The following is a 15,146-nucleotide window of genomic DNA, read 5'->3' on the forward strand; positions in this document are numbered from 1 at the left end:
GGGCGCGCCTCAGCTCGTGATGTCCTTCTTGGCGAACCGGCGGCCCGCGTAGAGGAAGAACACCGTGCCGTAGAGGGTCGCCGACAGCAGGCCGCTTGCCAGGTTCGTCCAGTCGACGTCGGTGGAGATCAGGTCCATCCAGGAGAACCCGTAGTGCGTCGGCAGGTAGTTGCGCAGGCCTTCCAGCGCCGTGATCTGGTCGAGGATCTGCGACAGGATCGCCACCAGCACCGCGCCGCCGACCGCGCCGAGAGGGGCGTCGGTCGTCACGCTCAACGCCAGCGCGAGCCCGGCCACCCAGGCCAGCTGCAGGATGATGTACACAGTGGACAGTGCGATGGCGAGCAGGCTGTCGCCGAAGGACACCGCGTCGCCGGTCGGGCTGATCGCGTCGCCCGCGCCGTACCAGATCACGCCGACGCCGAGCGAGACCAGCGGCAGCAGGATCAGCGCCGCCGCCGACAGGATCCCCGACACGATCGCCTTCTGCCGCAGCACCCGGTGCCGCGGCACCGGGATCGCCAGCAGGTACTTCAGGCTCGACCAGGACGCCTCGCTCGCGATGGTGTCGCCGAAGAACAGCGCGACGATCATCGGCAGCAGGAACGTGCCCGACACGAACAGCGCCAGCACCACGAAGTTCGGCGCACTGGCCGTGGCCAGGTCGACGAACCCGCCGCTGCGCCGGTTCGGGTTCGACTGCCCCGCCTCGAACGCGATCACCAGGATGAACGGCAGGATCGCGACGAACCCGAGCAGCAATTGCGTCCGCCGCCGCTTGAGCTGACGCCGGAGTTCGACGCCGAGCCCGAGCGTCCGCCGCGCGGAGTAGCCCGCGACGGCGCCGTCCGGCCCGACCCCGGCGTGTTCGCTCGACGCGAGGTTGCTCAGCTCGTCCAGCGCGTGCGGGTCGGTGTGGACCCCGGAATTCGAGCTGTTCACGACTGGTCTCCCACCAGTTGCAGGAACGCGTCTTCCAGCCGGCGCCGCGGCCCGGCCTGCTCCACGGCGACCCCGGCGCGGACCAGCGCCGCAATGGCTTCGGCCCGCGGCAGCCCGTCGAGGTCGGCGTGCACCAGGTCGCCTTCGACGTCGACCGTGCCGACCCCGCCGATGGCCTTCAGCGCCGCGGCGGCCGCGGCCGGGTCGTCGACCCGGAACGTCGCCTCGCCGCCGGCCGCGGCCAGCTCGCCGACCTCGCCCGAGGCGACCAGCGCGCCGCGGTGCATGACCACGACGTGCGTGCAGGTCTGCTCGACCTCGGCCAGCAGGTGGCTGGACACCACCACGGTGCGGCCGGTCGCGGCGTAGCGCTGCAGCACCTCGCGCATCTGGTGGATCTGGGGCGGGTCGAGCCCGTTGGTCGGCTCGTCGAGCACCATGAGCTCCGGCAGGCCGAGCATCGCCTGGGCGATCGCCAGCCGCTGCCGCATGCCCTGGCTGTAGGTCCGCACCCGGCGGTCGACCGCGGTGCCGAGCCCGGCGATCTCCAGCGCCTCGCCGAAGTGCGCCTTCTCCGCCGGCCGTCCGGTGCTCGCCCAGTACAGCCGGAGGTTCTCGCGGCCGGACAGGTGCGGCAGGAAGCCGGACCCTTCGACGAACGAGCCGATGCGCGAGAGCACCGGCGCGCCGGCGGTGATCTTGTGCCCGAACACGCGGATGCTGCCTTCGGTCGGCGTGATCAGGCCCATCAGCATCCGCAGCGTGGTGGTCTTGCCCGCGCCGTTCGGGCCGAGCAGGCCCAGCACCTGGCCCGGCTCGACGCGGAACGACAGGTCGTTCACGGCGACGAACCCGCCCGGGTACTTCTTGCGCAGCCCCTCGATGACCAGCGGGGTGGTGGCCAGCTCCGGGTCGACGTCGGTCGCCCGGCGCCGCCGCAGCGCCGCGAAGAACACCGCGGCGAGGGCGATCGCGAGCGTCACGGCGATGCCGACGAGCTGCCCGACCGGGGCCGGCGTGCCGACCGACGTCCCGGGCACGACCGGCAGGGCCAGCGCGGCGCCGCCGCCGGCGAGCGCGATGCGGAACACCGCGGGCGCGGCCGGCGCGGCGAACGCCTGGTCGGTGGTGCCGACGACCAGCCGTAGCGAGTGCCCGCCCTCGATCGGCCGGACGATGCCCGGCAGCGTCACGGTGACCTCGACCGGGTTGCCGTTGGCCGGCAGCCCGCTCACCCGGAACGGGGCGATCGCGTTGGCCGGCAGCACCCGCGAGCCGTCCTGGCCGACGTCGTAGAGCTTCGCGAACAGCACGGCTTCCGGCTGCGGTTGCGCCGGGTCCGCGGCGATCTGCAGCCGCACGGTGGACGAGCCGCTGACGACGACCTGCCCGTCGACCGGCGCGGTGGTGAACTGCGCGGCCTGGCCCGGCGGGTCGTTGCTGAACAGCGCGCCGAGCCGCGACGTGCTGCTCGCGAGGCCGTTGAGCCCGGGGATCCCGCTCACCGCCGAGGGATTCGCGCCGGCGGGACGGACGACCGGCTGGACCGGGCCGGTCATCGGCAGCATTCGCCGCTCGGTGGCCGGGCCGGTCAGGCCGGGGTAGGTGGTCGCGTTGACCGTGCGCACCGACGGCGTTCCGTTGGCGCGCAACGTGCCCTGGACGTCGTAGCTGAACCCGGTGCCGGGGTCGCCGCCGGTGACGGCGGTCCAGAGGAAGTCGCCGATCTTCCCGCGCAGCTGCGGTCCGGGCTTGCCGCCGTCGTGGCCGCCGGTGTACCAGACGGTCTTGACCTTGCCGCCCGCCGCGGTGATCTGCCGGGCGGTCGCGTCGGCCTGGTCGAGGCCGAACAGGGTGTCGCTCTCGCCCTGCACCAGCATCGTCGGCACGGTGATCTTGCTCGTCACGGACACCGGGGAGACACGGCGCAGCAGGTCGAGGCTCGCCTGGCTCGACGCGCCGGTGGTGCCCAGCTCGGTGTAGGCCTTGCAGACGGCGGCGGTGAACCGGCCGCACGGGTCGGCCGACCCGGCGCGCGGCCCGCCCCCGCCCGAAGGCGCGGCCGGGACGGCGGCAGCGGCCCCGGCGGCGCCGCTCGCCCCGGTGTCGGTCGCCTGCCCGGCTTCGGGTGCGTCGGCCGACGGCGCGCCGCTCGAGGCGGGGCCGGAGCCGGCCGAGAAGAAGATGCCGGCCCAGCTCTTCTTGAACACGCCGTCGGTCGCGAACGCCCCGGCGGCCGGGGTGCCCGCCGCCGGCGCCTTCGGCGAGGCCGCGTTCGGGACCAGGGCCTGCCCGAGGTCGTTGTAGGTGATCACCGGCGCGATCGCGTCGACGCGCTTGTCCGTGCCGGCCAGCAGCAGCGACAGCGCGCCGCCGTAGGACGCGCCGGTGACGGCGATCTTCGGGTCGCCGTTCGGATCGGTCGTCACCTGGTGCTGCGCGACCAGCCGGTCGATCAGCCGGGACGCGTCGGCGACTTCGCCGTCCGGGTCGTTCAGGCCGATCTTGCCGGTGCTCTTGCCGAACCCACGCGCGGACCACGTCATCACGACGAAGCCCTTCCGGGCGAGCTCGCGGGCGTCGTCGGCGACGCTGGTCTTGTCCCCGCCGAAGCCGTGCGCGAGCAGCACCGCGGGCGCGGGCACGGTGGCGGGCAGGTAGGTGGTCGTGTCGATCTTGACCTGCTCGGCCGAACCCGGCGCGGCGGGCATGTCGATCAGCGCGTCCTGGGTGGGCACCGCGGGCGGGGCCGTGTCGCGCGTCGCCCAGAGGACGGTCGCGGCGGCCAGGACCACCACGACGGCGCCGAGCGCGGTGAGGCGGCCGCGGCGGGAGCGCGGGAGCGGGAGTCGGGGCACGAGGTGACCGTATGTGAAGTTTCCTGAGAGTGCCCTCCGCAGCTCACGTCGATCACACGCTGATCGCCCGCCCGGGACCACCTGGTGGACCGAAGTGACCGGAATTACAGGACCAACCCGGTGACGTGCGCGATTCCGGCTGGCGCTCGGGCGGGGAGAACCGGCAAACTGGACGCGCTGTGAGGGGAGTATTCCTTCGCGGCGGTGTCGTCAGCACGGTGGCCTGCGCCCCCGGCACCGTCGGCCGGTGTTCGCACCGGCGGAAGAGACCTCCGGTTAGTTGCTCATGCGCACTATCCGGAGGTTCGAGTTCCATGACTGTCCCCCTGTGGCTGTGGATCGCCACGATCGGTGGCCTGCTCGCGCTCATCGCGCTCGACCTGGTCATCGTCGATCACAAGCCGCACGCGGTCACCACGGGTGAAGCCGCGCGCTGGGTGGTCTTCTACGTGTCCTGCGCGGTGCTCTTCGGCGCCGGCGTGTGGTTCTTCGCCGGGCACGACCCGGGGGTCGAGTTCTTCACCGGGTACATCACCGAGTACTCGCTGAGCGTCGACAACCTGTTCATCTTCATGATCATCATGGCGTCGTTCAAGGTGCCTGCCATCCACCAGCACCGCGTGCTGCTGGTCGGGATCCTGCTGGCGCTGGCGATGCGCAGTGTGTTCATCGCCGTCGGCGCCGCCCTGATCGAGCAGTTCGTCTGGGTGTTCTTCCTCTTCGGCGCGATCCTGGTCTGGACCGCGATCAGCATGCTGCGCGGCAAGGGCGAGGACGAGGAGTACCACGAGAACGCCGTCACCCGGCAGGTCCGCAAGATCGCCCCGGTCACCGACGACTACCACGACCACAAGTACACGGTGAAGATCAACGGCAAGCGGATGATCACGCCGATGCTGCTGGTGATCGTCGCCATCGGCTCCGCGGACCTGCTCTTCGCCGTCGACTCGATCCCGGCGATCTTCGGCATCACGCAGGAGGCGTTCCTCGTCTTCACCGCCAACGCGTTCGCGCTGATGGGCCTGCGGCAGCTCTACTTCCTGCTCGGCGGCCTGGTGACCAAGCTGGTCTACCTCACCTACGGCCTCGCCGTGATCCTCGCGTTCATCGGCGCGAAGCTGTTCCTGCACGCGCTGCACGAGTACCACGTGGTGCCGGACTGGCTGGACATCAACAACTGGATCTCCCTCGGCGTGATCATCGTCGTGCTCACCATCACGACGGTGGCCAGCCTCGCGAAGGCCCGGCGCGACGAGCGCAAGCAGGTGGCGGCGTGACGCCGCCCGACTAAAGTCGTTCGCACCGCTAAAGGATTCGGGTACGGTCGGACGGGTGCGCCCAGCCGACATCGAAGCCATCGTCGTCCCCGGCCGTCCCGCCCTGCGCGGAGACCTGCTGCTGACCGCGGTGCAGAACCCCGACCTGAAGACGAACGCCGCGCACAGCGCGCTGCGGCGGGTGTCGCTCGACGGCGGCGAGTCCGCGTGGACGCACGGTCCGCGCGACTCGGCGCCGTCGATCTCCCCGGACGGGCGCTGGGTGGCGTTCCTGCGCGCCGGCGAGGGCGAGGGTGCCGACGGGCGCCCGCAGCTGCACCTGATGGCGGCCGGCGGCGGTGAGGCGAAGCGCCTCACGTCGCTGCACCTCGGCGTCGGCGAGCCGGTGTGGGCGCCGGACTCCCGGCGCGTCGCCTTCGTCGCGAGGGTGCCCGAAGCCGGCCGGTACGGGACGGCGGACGCCGACGGCGAGACACCGGAACCGGCGGCCGAGGCCCCGCGCCGGATCACGCGCATGGACTACCGGATCGACGACGTCGGGTTCCTCCTCGACCGCGTCCAGCGCCTGTTCGCGGTGGACGCCGTCGCGGCCTTCGAGGCGGGCGAGCTGCTGGAGCCGGAGCCGCTGACCTCGGGCGGGTTCGACCCGGCCGGCCCGGTGTGGACGCCCGACGGCACCCGGATCGTCTTCACCGCGCCGCCGGACTGGGGTGCGGCCGAGACCGAGGTGCGCGACCTCTGCGCGATCGCCGCCGAGGGCGGCGAACCCGAGGTCGTCGTGCGCGGCGAGGGCTACTCGGAGCGCCCGGTGTTCGGCCCCGACGGCACGTTGTTCTACTTCGGACAGTCCTTTGCGGAGCATCGCGAGGCCGCGGCGACCGGGCTTTACGCCGCGACACCGGCGTTCGGCGCCGGAGCGGTGAAGGCCCGCCGGCTCACCGACATCGAGACGGTCGACTGCGACGCGTCCGCCGGGCCGCCGGCGGTGCGCGAGGGCGACGTGCTCGTGGCCGTCCGCAACCGCGGCGCGGTGGAACTGCGCGCGGTCCCGTTCGACGCCGCGGACGCGCCGCTGGCCGACCTGCCGGTGGTCTACGCGGACCTCACCGTGCTCCGGTCGTTCACCGTGGACGGCCCGGTGATCGCGGCGGTCGTCGCCACGCCGGAGACGGCCGGCGAGGTCGTGCTGCTCGGCGCGGACACCCCGCGCGTGCTGACCGACTACTCGAAGCCGTTGCGGGACAAGGGACTCCGGCCGCTGATCGAGCTGGAGACCCGGGCCCCGGACGGCTACGCGGTGCACGGCTGGCTGGTGCTGCCCGAAGGCGAGGGCCCGCACCCGGTGCTGCGCGTGGTGCACGGCGGCCCGTTCGCCCAGCAGGACTGGGCGGTGTTCGACGAGGCGCAGGTCTTCGCGTCGGCGGGGTACGCCGTGGTGCTCGGCAACCCGCGCGGGTCGGCGGGGTACGGCCAGCAGCACGGTCACGCGATCACCCACGCCTTCGGCACGGTCGACGCCGACGACGTGCTGGCCCTGCTCGACAAGGCCCTGGAGCGCCCGGATCTGGACGCTTCGCGCGTCGGGATCATGGGCGGTTCGTACGGCGGGTTCATGACGAGCTGGCTCGCGGCCCACCACGGCGAGCGGTTCCGCGCCGCGTGGAGCGAGCGCGCGGTGAACGCGTGGGACTCGATGGTCGGCAGCTCCGACATCGGCTACTCGTTCGTCGACTCCTACATCGGCACCGACCCCGAGGTGCAGCGCGACCGCAGCCCGCTCAGCTACGCGGACAAGATCCGCATCCCGTTCGCGGTGGTCCACTCGGAGCAGGACTGGCGCTGCCCGCTGGAGCAGGCGCAGCGGATGTTCGTCGCGCTGCGCCGCGCCGGCGCGGACGCGGAGTTCCTGCTGTTCCCCGGCGAAGGCCACGAACTGTCCCGGTCCGGCCGGCCGCGCCACCGCGTCCAGCGCTTCGACGCGATCCTCGAGTGGTGGGGGCGGCACCTGTAACCGCACCGGTCTTGTCCCGGCCGCGGCGGCCTGCGAATCTTCGTACCCATGACGCTGCCCGAGGTGGATTTCGAACTGGAGACCTGGCGCATGGTGCTGTTCCGCAAGGGACCCCGCGCCGACGAGATCTCCGACGAGATGGCGCGGGAACTGCGGGCCCGTCACCTGTCCGCGGCCCGCGCCCAGCAGGCCGCCGGGGCGCTGCGGCTCGCGGGGGCGATCCCGGAGCCGTCGGCCGCGCTGCCGGTGACCGGGGTGGCGTTCTTCCGGACTTCCGAAGAGGAGACGCGCGCGATCCTCGACGCCGACCCGGCCGAGCAGGCCGGGCTGATCGCCTCGGAGATCGTCGGGTTCGTCTGCCCGCGGGGCACCCTTGGCTGAGCTGCGCGGGCTGGTGTGCTTCGACGTCGACGGCACGCTCGTGCCCGGCACGAGCTCGTCGGCCTGGGTCGCCGCGCGGCTCGGCGGCGGGGACGCGCTGATCGCGGCCGAGATCGCCTACGCCGAGGGCCGGATCACGAACGAAGAGGTGGCGACGGTCGACGCCCGAGGCTGGGCCGGACACTCGGAGGCGGAGGTCCGGGCGCACCTCGAAACGCTGCCGCTGGTCGACGGGATCGCCGAGACCGTGGCGTGGTGCCGCGCCCACGGCCTGCGGCCGATCCTGACCACGCTCGCGTGGGCGCCGGTCGGCAAGATGCTCGTCGACCGGTTCGGCTTCGCCGCGGCCTGCGGGACGGTGCCCGAGGCCGACGGCGGACGTTACACCGGCCGTGTCGGCCGGCACCTCGACGAGTACGGCAAGCGCGACTTCGCCCTGAGTTTCGCGGCCGGCCTGGGGCTTCCGCCGGAGCGGTGCGCCGCGATCGGGGACAGCCGTTCGGACTTGAAGCTGTTCGCCGCGGCCGGGATGAGCGTCGCGTTCAACGGCGACGCGGCGGCCCGGGCCGCCGCGACCCACGTCGTCGACGACGGTGACCTACGAGCGGTCGTCCCCCTGCTCGAAGCTCAGTTCAGCAGCGTGTAGTTCAGCTCTTCGCAGACGCGGCCCAGCGGGACGTCCAGGCCGGGGTGGTCGAGCGGCAGCAGGACGTCCGGCGCGATCGGCAGGGCCGCGCCCGCCGGCGGGTCCCACAGGCAGATCGCGGGGTCACCGGAGTCCATCGAGGAGCGGTACCAGAGGCCGTCGAGGTCGCTGAAGGCCGCGCGGATCGCGCGCGCCCAGGCCTGCGTCAGCTTCTTCGGCCCGCTCGAGATCTCCTGCGACGCGCCGACCCGGGTCGGCCACAGGCCGGTCAGGTCGAGCAGGCGCAGCGTGCGGGTCGGGCGGACCACGACCAGCCGGGGACCGCGGGTGCGGCGGTCGACCGTCGAGCTGGTCTGGTAGACCTCCGCGATCGAGGTCCGCACGGTGAGGCCGAAGTAGAGCACCCCGTTCGCGGGGTCGGTGACCGGCGCGCCACCGCGGCCGGGCGACTGCTGGTCGAACCGGCCGTGCGGGAGCGGGCCGGTGTAGCGGAACGAGTTCCACTGCTGAGGGTGGTTGCCGTGCGCCGTGAAGATCCGCACCAGCCTGGTCGCGGGCTGGACCGTCACCACGTCACTGGCGCGATTCAGCTGCCGGACCAGGACGGATCGGGCGGGCGGCAGCGGTAGCCGGGCCATGGGTCGGGGGTGGTCCGTCCTTGTCGGTGATCTTGCTCGGGGAGGCCCAGCCTAGAACGGCGAGCCGAGCGTGGCGATGAGGCGCGCGACGTGCTCCGGGTCACCGCCCGAGAGGAGCCACTGGCGCGGGGTCGCCGGGTGGTCGTTGATCACCAGATCGGGTTGGGGAGTGCTCATGAACGCGGCGACGACCAGCGCGGGCTGGTCCTCGGGCAGGGCTTTGAGCACGACCTCGAGGCCGGGCAGCACACCCGAGCCGGCGAACTGCCACGCCGGGAGCCGCCAGCCGCCGTCCTTCCAGCCGGTCAGGCGCCCTTCCTTGAGGCGGTGCCGGATCCGGCTGTCGTCGACCCCCAGGGCTTTCGCGGCTTCGTTGACACTGAGAGCGCCTTCGGCGAGCACGGCGTGGGCGGCGACGGTGCGCGCCCGGAAGTCCGGCTCTTCTTCTCGCCGCGGCGAGAGGTCCAGGCCGACATCGGTGAGCGCGGCGCGCTGGTCGGCCGAGAAGTAGTGCGAGGGATCCGGATTCGGTGGGGACAGTCTGCGCGCCGCGTCTTCGACGAGCGTGAGGAACTCGTTCGCGTCGACCTTCAGACCCGCCTTGGCGAGGATGTTCTCCAGCGCTACAGACATGCCGCTCAGGTTAACCCGAAACAGCGCGGCTGTGCGGGTTCGTGCGGGTTCGTGCCCTATCTGTGGGCGAATTCACCAGAGATCGACACTTTACGCACATTATCCAACACGTTGAGTAGGCAACTTTCGCAAAGTCTGCCCGCATCGGGCGAGCTTGTCCAGGCTTGACACGCCACGGTCCGGACCTTACGTTCCGTGTGAGTAAACGATTTCCGCTCCGTGCTCACAGGATCCGGCGGGTTGCCGCCGGCCATGGGGGACACAGGGGGTGGGGCGTGCCTGGGGGGCCTGGCACGAGCCGGCCCCCCAGGCACGTCTGTCCCCGGCTCTCGCCTCCGGTCCGGATTCGCGCGAGCCGACTCTCCAGGCACACGGGCCGACTCTCCAGGCACGTGAGCCGACTCTCTAGACACGCGAGCCGGTTCTCCAGGCACGCGAGCCGACTCTCCGGGCACGCGAGTCGACTCTCCGGGCACGCGAGCCGACTCTCCAGGCACACGAGCCGACTCTCTAGACACGCGAGCCGACCATCCTTGTGCTCGAGCCGGTTCTCCAGGCACGCGAGCCGATTCTCTGCGTACGTGGGCCGACCCTCTGGGAACGCGAGTCGACTGTCCGGGTACGCGAGCCGACCCTTCTGGGTAGGCCCGGCCGGGCGACCTGGGCGCGTGAATCGACTTCTCGATGCGTGAGCCGATCCGCTCGGTGAGCCAGCCGACTTTCCGCCGGGCCGTGGGGTCAGCGGCGGGAACTCTTCCGCTCGATCAACCGGGCTTCCAGCGTGGTGGTGGTCGTGTCGCGGGTGCTGTCCGAGATGCGCGCCAGCAGCAGTTGCGCCGCTACCCGGCCGACTTCGTAGGCCGGCTGGGCAACCACCGTCAGGGGCGGGTCGATCAGGGTGGTCCAGGGGGCGTCGTCGAAGGAGACGATGCCGATGTCGCGGCCCGAGCGCAGGCCGCGGGCCGACAGCGCCTCCAGGACTCCGATCGCCATCGTGCTGTTCGCGACCAGGAGCGCGTCCGGCGGGGACGGCTCGTCCAGCAGCTCCAATGCCGCCAGCCGGGCTCCTTCCGCGCGGTACTCCGCCCGCCGGGACACGACGTTGTCCTCGCCGACCACGTCGGCGTAGCCCGCAAGGCGGTCGTCGGCCGTGCGGACGCCCGCGGGGCCCGTCAGGCAGCCGATCCGGCGGTAGCCGCCCGCCAGCAGGTGGCGGGTCGCCTCGGCCGCCGCGTGGCGGGTATCGACCAGCACCTGGTCGCCCGCCGCGGCCGGCAGCGGCCGGTCCACCGCCACCAGTGGTGTGCCCTGGCGGTGCAGGCCCTCGACGTTCGTCGACCGGCCGGTCGGGGACAGCACCACCCCGGCGACCCGCTCCTGCAGCGCGACCTCGATGTAGCGCCGCTCCTTGTCCTCGTTTTCGTCCGAGTTGCAGAGCACCACCGAGTAGCCGGACCGCTGCGCGAGGTCTTCGACGCCGCGCGCGATCGCCGTGAAGAACGGGTTCTCGACGTCGGAGATGATCAGCGCGAGCACCGCCGTCTCCTGCCGGCGCAGGTTCCGGGCCAAGCCGTTCGGGTGATAGCCGAGTTCGGTGGCGGCTTCCTGCACCCGCGCGGCCAACGTCGGGTCCACTGTGGACTTGCCGTTGAGCGCGCGCGACACGGTCGCCGTGGAGACGCCGGCCCTCGCCGCGACGTCGCTGATGGTGGCCACACACCCTCCCGACCGAAGCCCTGGTCACACGTCGAAGGGGAGGATAGCGCTCCCGGTGGTCGCGCACCGCCCGCTCACCGATCCGGGCCGCGCCCCACCTCCGCCGTTACGCCGAACGGGCCTCGTCCACAGTGGACCGCCCGGCGAAGTAGACGCGCGGGGTCAGGCCGGTCAGCGCGCGGACGTCCCGGCTGAGGTGCGCCTGGTCGGCGTAGCCCGCGGCGGCGGCCAGCGCGGCCAGCCCCGGGGCCCGCATCGCCAGCGAGACCGCGCGCTGGAACCGGCTCACCCGCAGGTAGGTGGCCGGCCCGTAGCCGATCGCCTGGACGAAGCGACGCCGCAGCCGGCGTTCGGCGACGCCGACGCGACCGGCGGCTTCGGTGACCCGGGTGGCCCCGGCGTCCAGCCGTGCGACCAGCGCCGCCACCGCCGGATCGGGCGGCGGGGCGCCCGGCAACCGGGCGGCGACCGCGGCCGCCGGGGACAGGTCGCCGGAAAGCAGCCGCTCGGCGAGCAGCTCACCCTCGTGGCCCCACAGCTCACGCAGGGGGACGCGGCGATCGCGCAGCTCGTCGGCGGCCACGCCGAGCACCGCCGCCGCGCGGCCGGGGGTGAACCGGACGCCGCGCATGACCTCGCCGGGCGCGGTCACCGACGACCAGGCCCGGGTGTCCGGGCCCGCGACGAACACGCCGGCCTCGCCGACGACCAGGTCCAGGCAGCCATCGGGCACGATCCGCTTCGGCGCGGAGGCGGCCGACCGCCACACGCAGCGGGCGACGCCCCGCAGCGGCGGGGGTGGTGCCACCTCTTCGTACATACTCCGATCATGCACCTTGGGTCCGACAATTTCGCGCCGCCCGTCGACTCGCTGGCCTGGATCCACGTCCGCGACCGGCGGCTGCTGTCGGTCCGCACCAACGGAAAGACGAAGTTCTACCTGCCCGGCGGCAAGCGCGAGCCGGGCGAGGGCGACGTCGCGGGGTTGTGCCGGGAGATCCGTGAAGAGCTCGGGATCACGCTCGACCCGCTCAGCTTCCGGTTCTTCGCCGCGCTGGAGGAGCAGGCGGACGGGTTCGCCGACGGCCGCCTGGTGCGGATGACCTGCTACACGGCCGCGCACGAGGGCGAGCCGGCGCCGTCGCGGGAGATCGCGGAGGCGGCCTGGCTGGGTTCGGCGGACGCTTCGCTGTGCCCGCCGGCCGGGCAACGGGTGCTGCGGATGCTCGCCGAAGCCGGCCTGGTGGATTGAGCACGGCTCGAGCCCGCGACGCCGCGGTCGCCCACTGGATGCTCGCCGACGGGGCACGGGTGTGGGGGATGCATGTCTGAAGCCGACCTGGTCGATCGGTGACAGTTTGAGCCTCGCGACGCTGCGCCCGCCTGTCGTGCGGAAGCCGAAGCCGAAGCCGAACGGCTCGAGCCTCACGACGCCGCGACCGCCTACCGTGCGGATGCTCGCCGACGCCGGGGCCGAACGGCTGGTCACGGGTCGAGGTCCACCACTCCACGGCCGCTGGACATGTCGAAGGGCACCGAGGTCTGGTCGTGGACGATCAGCCAGTCGCCGTCGATCTTGCGGAAGCAGAACGTGGCTCTGACCCACATTCCGTTCGTCGCCGTTCCGTCGCCCAGGGTGCCGCTGAGGCGGCCGAAGCAGTGGCCGAACGCCACGTCGTCACCCACGGTGAGAGCCAGGTCGCGGACCTCGTAGCTCACCTCCGCGAAGAACGTGAACGCTCTCGCCCAGTTCTTCAGCTTCGCCTCGACCCCGACGTGCTGCAGCGGCGGCTCGACGTCGAACGACACGACGTCCGCCGCGTAGATCCGCCTGAGCGCGTCGAGATCCTTGGCGTGGATCCCGTCGACGATCTTGCCGACCTGCTGCCGGATCACGTCGTGTGCCGTTGTCATCGCTGTCCCCTTCGGTTGTGGACCTCCACTGATAACGACGATGCAGCCCGCGCGAATGTGAGGTCCGCGGCACGCCCGATTGGGTGAAAGTTGGACTTCTCACCGATCGGGCGCTAACGCGGAGTCAGGTCACGGCGAGATGTAGGCGACGCACTCGACGGAAGTGCGCTCGACGAGAGAAGACCTCTCCATGGGTGTTCCGATCGTGACGCCGTCCGCCTCGCCCGCCCCGCCTGTCCCGCTCGCCGGACGTGATCGCGGCCGCTGCCGGCCCACCGGCAATGTGGTCGTCGTGCTCGGGGTGCTGGTCCTGGCCTTCGTCGTGACGTCGTACGTGGTGCCGCGGTCGGCTCGCGGCCCGGTCAAGGACGAGCCCGTCGCCGCTCCCGTCGTGCCGGCCGCGGTCAGCACCGTGACCCACTCCGTCGTCTACGAGCTGCTCGGTGCCGGCGGCGCCCGCAACGTCACCTACTCGGCCGCGGGATCGGCGCTCGTCCAGGAGGCCGAGGTCGCCACACCGTGGTCGGCGACCTTCACCCGCGTCGGCCCGGCCGACCGCACCGAGTTCTACAGCATCGCCGCGCAGAACCCCGGCCCCGGCGAGCTGCGCTGCCGGATCGTCGTCGACGGCGTCGTGCTCTCCGAGAAGGCCACCAGCGAGCCGGGCCGCCAGTTCAGCTGCGCCGTCTGAAAGCCGCGTAGGGCAGGATCGAAGGCGTGATCACCTTCGGGCCCGCCCTGATCGCGGTGCTGGTCCTGCTGGCCGTGGCCGGCGCCGCCATCGTCCACTGGGGCGAGCTCGGCCAAGGGCGGGCGGTGCTGATCGCCGCCGCCCGCGCGGTCGCGCAGCTGGCCCTCGTGTCGCTGGTGATCACCGCGATCCTGCGCTCGAACCCGCTGACCGGCCTGTTCGTGCTGCTCATGTTCGGCATCGCCGCGGCGACGTCCGCGCGCCGCGCCGGCGGCTGGTCGAACCTGCCGTGGACGGCCCTCGCGATCGCCGCCGGTGTCGCACCGGTGCTGGCGCTGGTCCTCGGCGCCGGCGTCGTCCCGCTGCGCCCGATCGCGGTCGTGCCGATCGCGGGCATCGTGATCGGCGGCGCGATGACGGCGACGTCGCAGGCCGCGCGGCGGGCGCTGGACGAACTCGAAGCCCGCCACGGCGAGTACGAAGCCGCTCTCGCCCTCGGGTTCATGCCCCGCCCGGCCGCGCTGGAGATCTGCCGCCCGAGCGCCGGCCACGCCCTGATCCCGGCGCTCGACCAGACCCGCACGGTCGGCCTGGTGACCCTGCCCGGCGCGTACGTCGGGGTGCTGCTGGGCGGTGCGGGCCCGCTCCAGGCGGGCACGACGCAGGTGCTCGTCCTGATCGGGCTGCTGGCCGCGGAGGCCGTGTCGATCCTGGTGACCGTGCAGCTCGCCGCCGCCGGGAAGCTCAGCCGAGCGGCGTAGCCAGGTGCGCGGTGTCGTTGAAACGCCGCACGATCCAGTGGTCGCCGTGCAGCACCAGGTGCGAGATCGAGCCGTTGTCCGCGCCGAGGAAGGCGAACCGCTCGACCGAGCGGCTGGCCTGGGCGAACACCTCGCCGATCACGCCGCCGTGGGTGAACACCGCGACCCGCTGGTCGGGGTGGGCGGCGGCGATGCGGGTGAGCGCGCCGCGCAGCCGGGCACCGAACGCCTCGTCGGACTCCGCGCCCGGGATGACGTCCCAGCGCTGCTCGGCCCACAGCCGGTCGACGATCGGGTGGCCGTCGGTCGTGTACTTGCGGAAGAGGCCGTTCTCCCAGTCGCCGAGGTGGATCTCCCGCATCTCGGGTTCGACGACCGGCGTGATCCCGAGCTTCTCGGCCAGCGGCGCCGCGGTCTGCGCCGTGCGGCGCAACGTCGTCACGTAGATCGCGTCGATCCGCTCGCCGGCCAGCCGGACGCCGACGCGCTGGGCGTGGTCGCGGCCCTCCGGCGCGAGGTCCGGGTCGGCCTGGCCCTCGACCAGGTCGAACGGGTCGCTGGCCCGGGCCGGCGCGGATTCGCCGTGCCGGACCAGGAAGATCTCGGTGGCGCCGGTCGGCGGGGTGAACCGGTGCTGCCGGTACTCGATCTCCTGCTCGGGCGTGCTCATGGCCTCGA

The 15,146-nt window shown here is 72.5% G+C and carries 15 protein-coding genes; 7 read left to right on the forward strand and 8 right to left on the reverse strand.

The window, feature by feature from the left end; all coding sequences use genetic code 11:
• Positions 1-9: 9 nt before the first annotated feature.
• Both OG494_RS04385 and OG494_RS04390 read right to left on the reverse strand, forming a co-directional pair.
• Positions 10-942 carry an ABC transporter permease gene (locus tag OG494_RS04385; RefSeq protein WP_328452177.1) on the reverse strand — a complete coding sequence of 311 codons (933 nt, stop codon included), beginning with the start codon at positions 940-942 and terminating at the stop codon, positions 10-12.
• Positions 939-3,800 carry an alpha/beta fold hydrolase gene (locus tag OG494_RS04390; protein WP_328452179.1) on the reverse strand — a complete coding sequence of 954 codons (2,862 nt, stop codon included), beginning with the start codon at positions 3,798-3,800 and terminating at the stop codon, positions 939-941. Before OG494_RS04390 ends, OG494_RS04385 begins: the two co-directional genes overlap by 4 nt.
• A gap of 314 nt (positions 3,801-4,114) precedes the next feature.
• Here OG494_RS04390 and OG494_RS04395 point away from each other — a divergent pair, with 314 nt between their 5' ends.
• From OG494_RS04395 to OG494_RS04410, 4 genes are read left to right on the forward strand one after another with little or no spacing between them, the layout of a single operon-like run.
• The gene (locus OG494_RS04395) at positions 4,115-5,077 is read left to right on the forward strand and encodes a TerC family protein (RefSeq protein WP_328452181.1); all 963 of its coding nucleotides are present in this window, start codon (positions 4,115-4,117) and stop codon (positions 5,075-5,077) included.
• Between the two features lie 55 nt (positions 5,078-5,132).
• On the forward strand, positions 5,133-7,088 hold the full coding sequence (locus tag OG494_RS04400) for a S9 family peptidase (RefSeq protein ID WP_328452183.1): 1,956 nt from the start codon (positions 5,133-5,135) through the stop codon (positions 7,086-7,088).
• Positions 7,089-7,136: 48 nt separating this feature from the next.
• Complete coding sequence (locus OG494_RS04405) at positions 7,137-7,469, forward strand: hypothetical protein (RefSeq protein ID WP_328452185.1); 333 nt, start codon at positions 7,137-7,139, stop codon at positions 7,467-7,469.
• Positions 7,462-8,115 carry an HAD family hydrolase gene (locus tag OG494_RS04410; protein ID WP_328452187.1) on the forward strand — a complete coding sequence of 218 codons (654 nt, stop codon included), beginning with the start codon at positions 7,462-7,464 and terminating at the stop codon, positions 8,113-8,115. Before OG494_RS04405 ends, OG494_RS04410 begins: the two co-directional genes overlap by 8 nt.
• On the opposite strand, the gene OG494_RS04415 is transcribed toward OG494_RS04410, so the two are convergent.
• The 4 genes from OG494_RS04415 to OG494_RS04430 all read right to left on the reverse strand — a co-directional run bounded on the left by OG494_RS04415 (position 8,097) and on the right by OG494_RS04430 (position 11,922).
• On the reverse strand, positions 8,097-8,753 hold the full coding sequence (locus OG494_RS04415; protein ID WP_326951223.1) for an RES family NAD+ phosphorylase: 657 nt from the start codon (positions 8,751-8,753) through the stop codon (positions 8,097-8,099). The genes OG494_RS04410 and OG494_RS04415 overlap by 19 nt on opposite strands.
• Before the next feature lie 51 nt (positions 8,754-8,804).
• Positions 8,805-9,386: a DNA-binding protein gene (locus OG494_RS04420; RefSeq protein ID WP_328452191.1), complete on the reverse strand. Its 582-nt coding sequence runs from the start codon at positions 9,384-9,386 to the stop codon at positions 8,805-8,807.
• A gap of 738 nt (positions 9,387-10,124) precedes the next feature.
• Positions 10,125-11,102 carry a LacI family DNA-binding transcriptional regulator gene (locus tag OG494_RS04425; protein ID WP_328452192.1) on the reverse strand — a complete coding sequence of 326 codons (978 nt, stop codon included), beginning with the start codon at positions 11,100-11,102 and terminating at the stop codon, positions 10,125-10,127.
• 106 nt (positions 11,103-11,208) lie between these two features.
• Entirely contained in the window at positions 11,209-11,922 is a 714-nt protein-coding gene (locus tag OG494_RS04430) for a helix-turn-helix domain-containing protein (RefSeq protein ID WP_328452194.1), read from the reverse strand.
• A gap of 9 nt (positions 11,923-11,931) precedes the next feature.
• On the opposite strand from OG494_RS04430, the gene OG494_RS04435 reads away from it, so the two are divergent.
• Positions 11,932-12,354: an NUDIX hydrolase gene (locus OG494_RS04435; RefSeq protein ID WP_328452196.1), complete on the forward strand. Its 423-nt coding sequence runs from the start codon at positions 11,932-11,934 to the stop codon at positions 12,352-12,354.
• A gap of 233 nt (positions 12,355-12,587) precedes the next feature.
• On the opposite strand, the gene OG494_RS04440 is transcribed toward OG494_RS04435, so the two are convergent.
• Positions 12,588-13,016 carry a YybH family protein gene (locus tag OG494_RS04440; protein WP_328452198.1) on the reverse strand — a complete coding sequence of 143 codons (429 nt, stop codon included), beginning with the start codon at positions 13,014-13,016 and terminating at the stop codon, positions 12,588-12,590.
• A gap of 190 nt (positions 13,017-13,206) precedes the next feature.
• Between OG494_RS04440 and OG494_RS04445 the strand changes: the two genes are divergently transcribed.
• Both OG494_RS04445 and OG494_RS04450 read left to right on the forward strand, forming a co-directional pair.
• On the forward strand, positions 13,207-13,707 hold the full coding sequence (locus tag OG494_RS04445; protein WP_328452200.1) for an MmpS family transport accessory protein: 501 nt from the start codon (positions 13,207-13,209) through the stop codon (positions 13,705-13,707).
• A gap of 17 nt (positions 13,708-13,724) precedes the next feature.
• The gene (locus OG494_RS04450; protein ID WP_328458868.1) at positions 13,725-14,468 is read left to right on the forward strand and encodes an ABC transporter permease; all 744 of its coding nucleotides are present in this window, start codon (positions 13,725-13,727) and stop codon (positions 14,466-14,468) included.
• Here the strand turns inward: OG494_RS04450 and OG494_RS04455 are convergent.
• The gene (locus OG494_RS04455) at positions 14,452-15,138 is read right to left on the reverse strand and encodes a histidine phosphatase family protein (RefSeq protein ID WP_328452202.1); all 687 of its coding nucleotides are present in this window, start codon (positions 15,136-15,138) and stop codon (positions 14,452-14,454) included. The two genes, OG494_RS04450 and OG494_RS04455, sit on opposite strands and share 17 nt — an antisense overlap.
• Between the last annotated feature and the right edge of the window lie 8 nt (positions 15,139-15,146).

The organism is Amycolatopsis sp. NBC_00438, from assembly GCF_036026695.1.
GTDB lineage: Bacteria > Actinomycetota > Actinomycetes > Mycobacteriales > Pseudonocardiaceae > Amycolatopsis.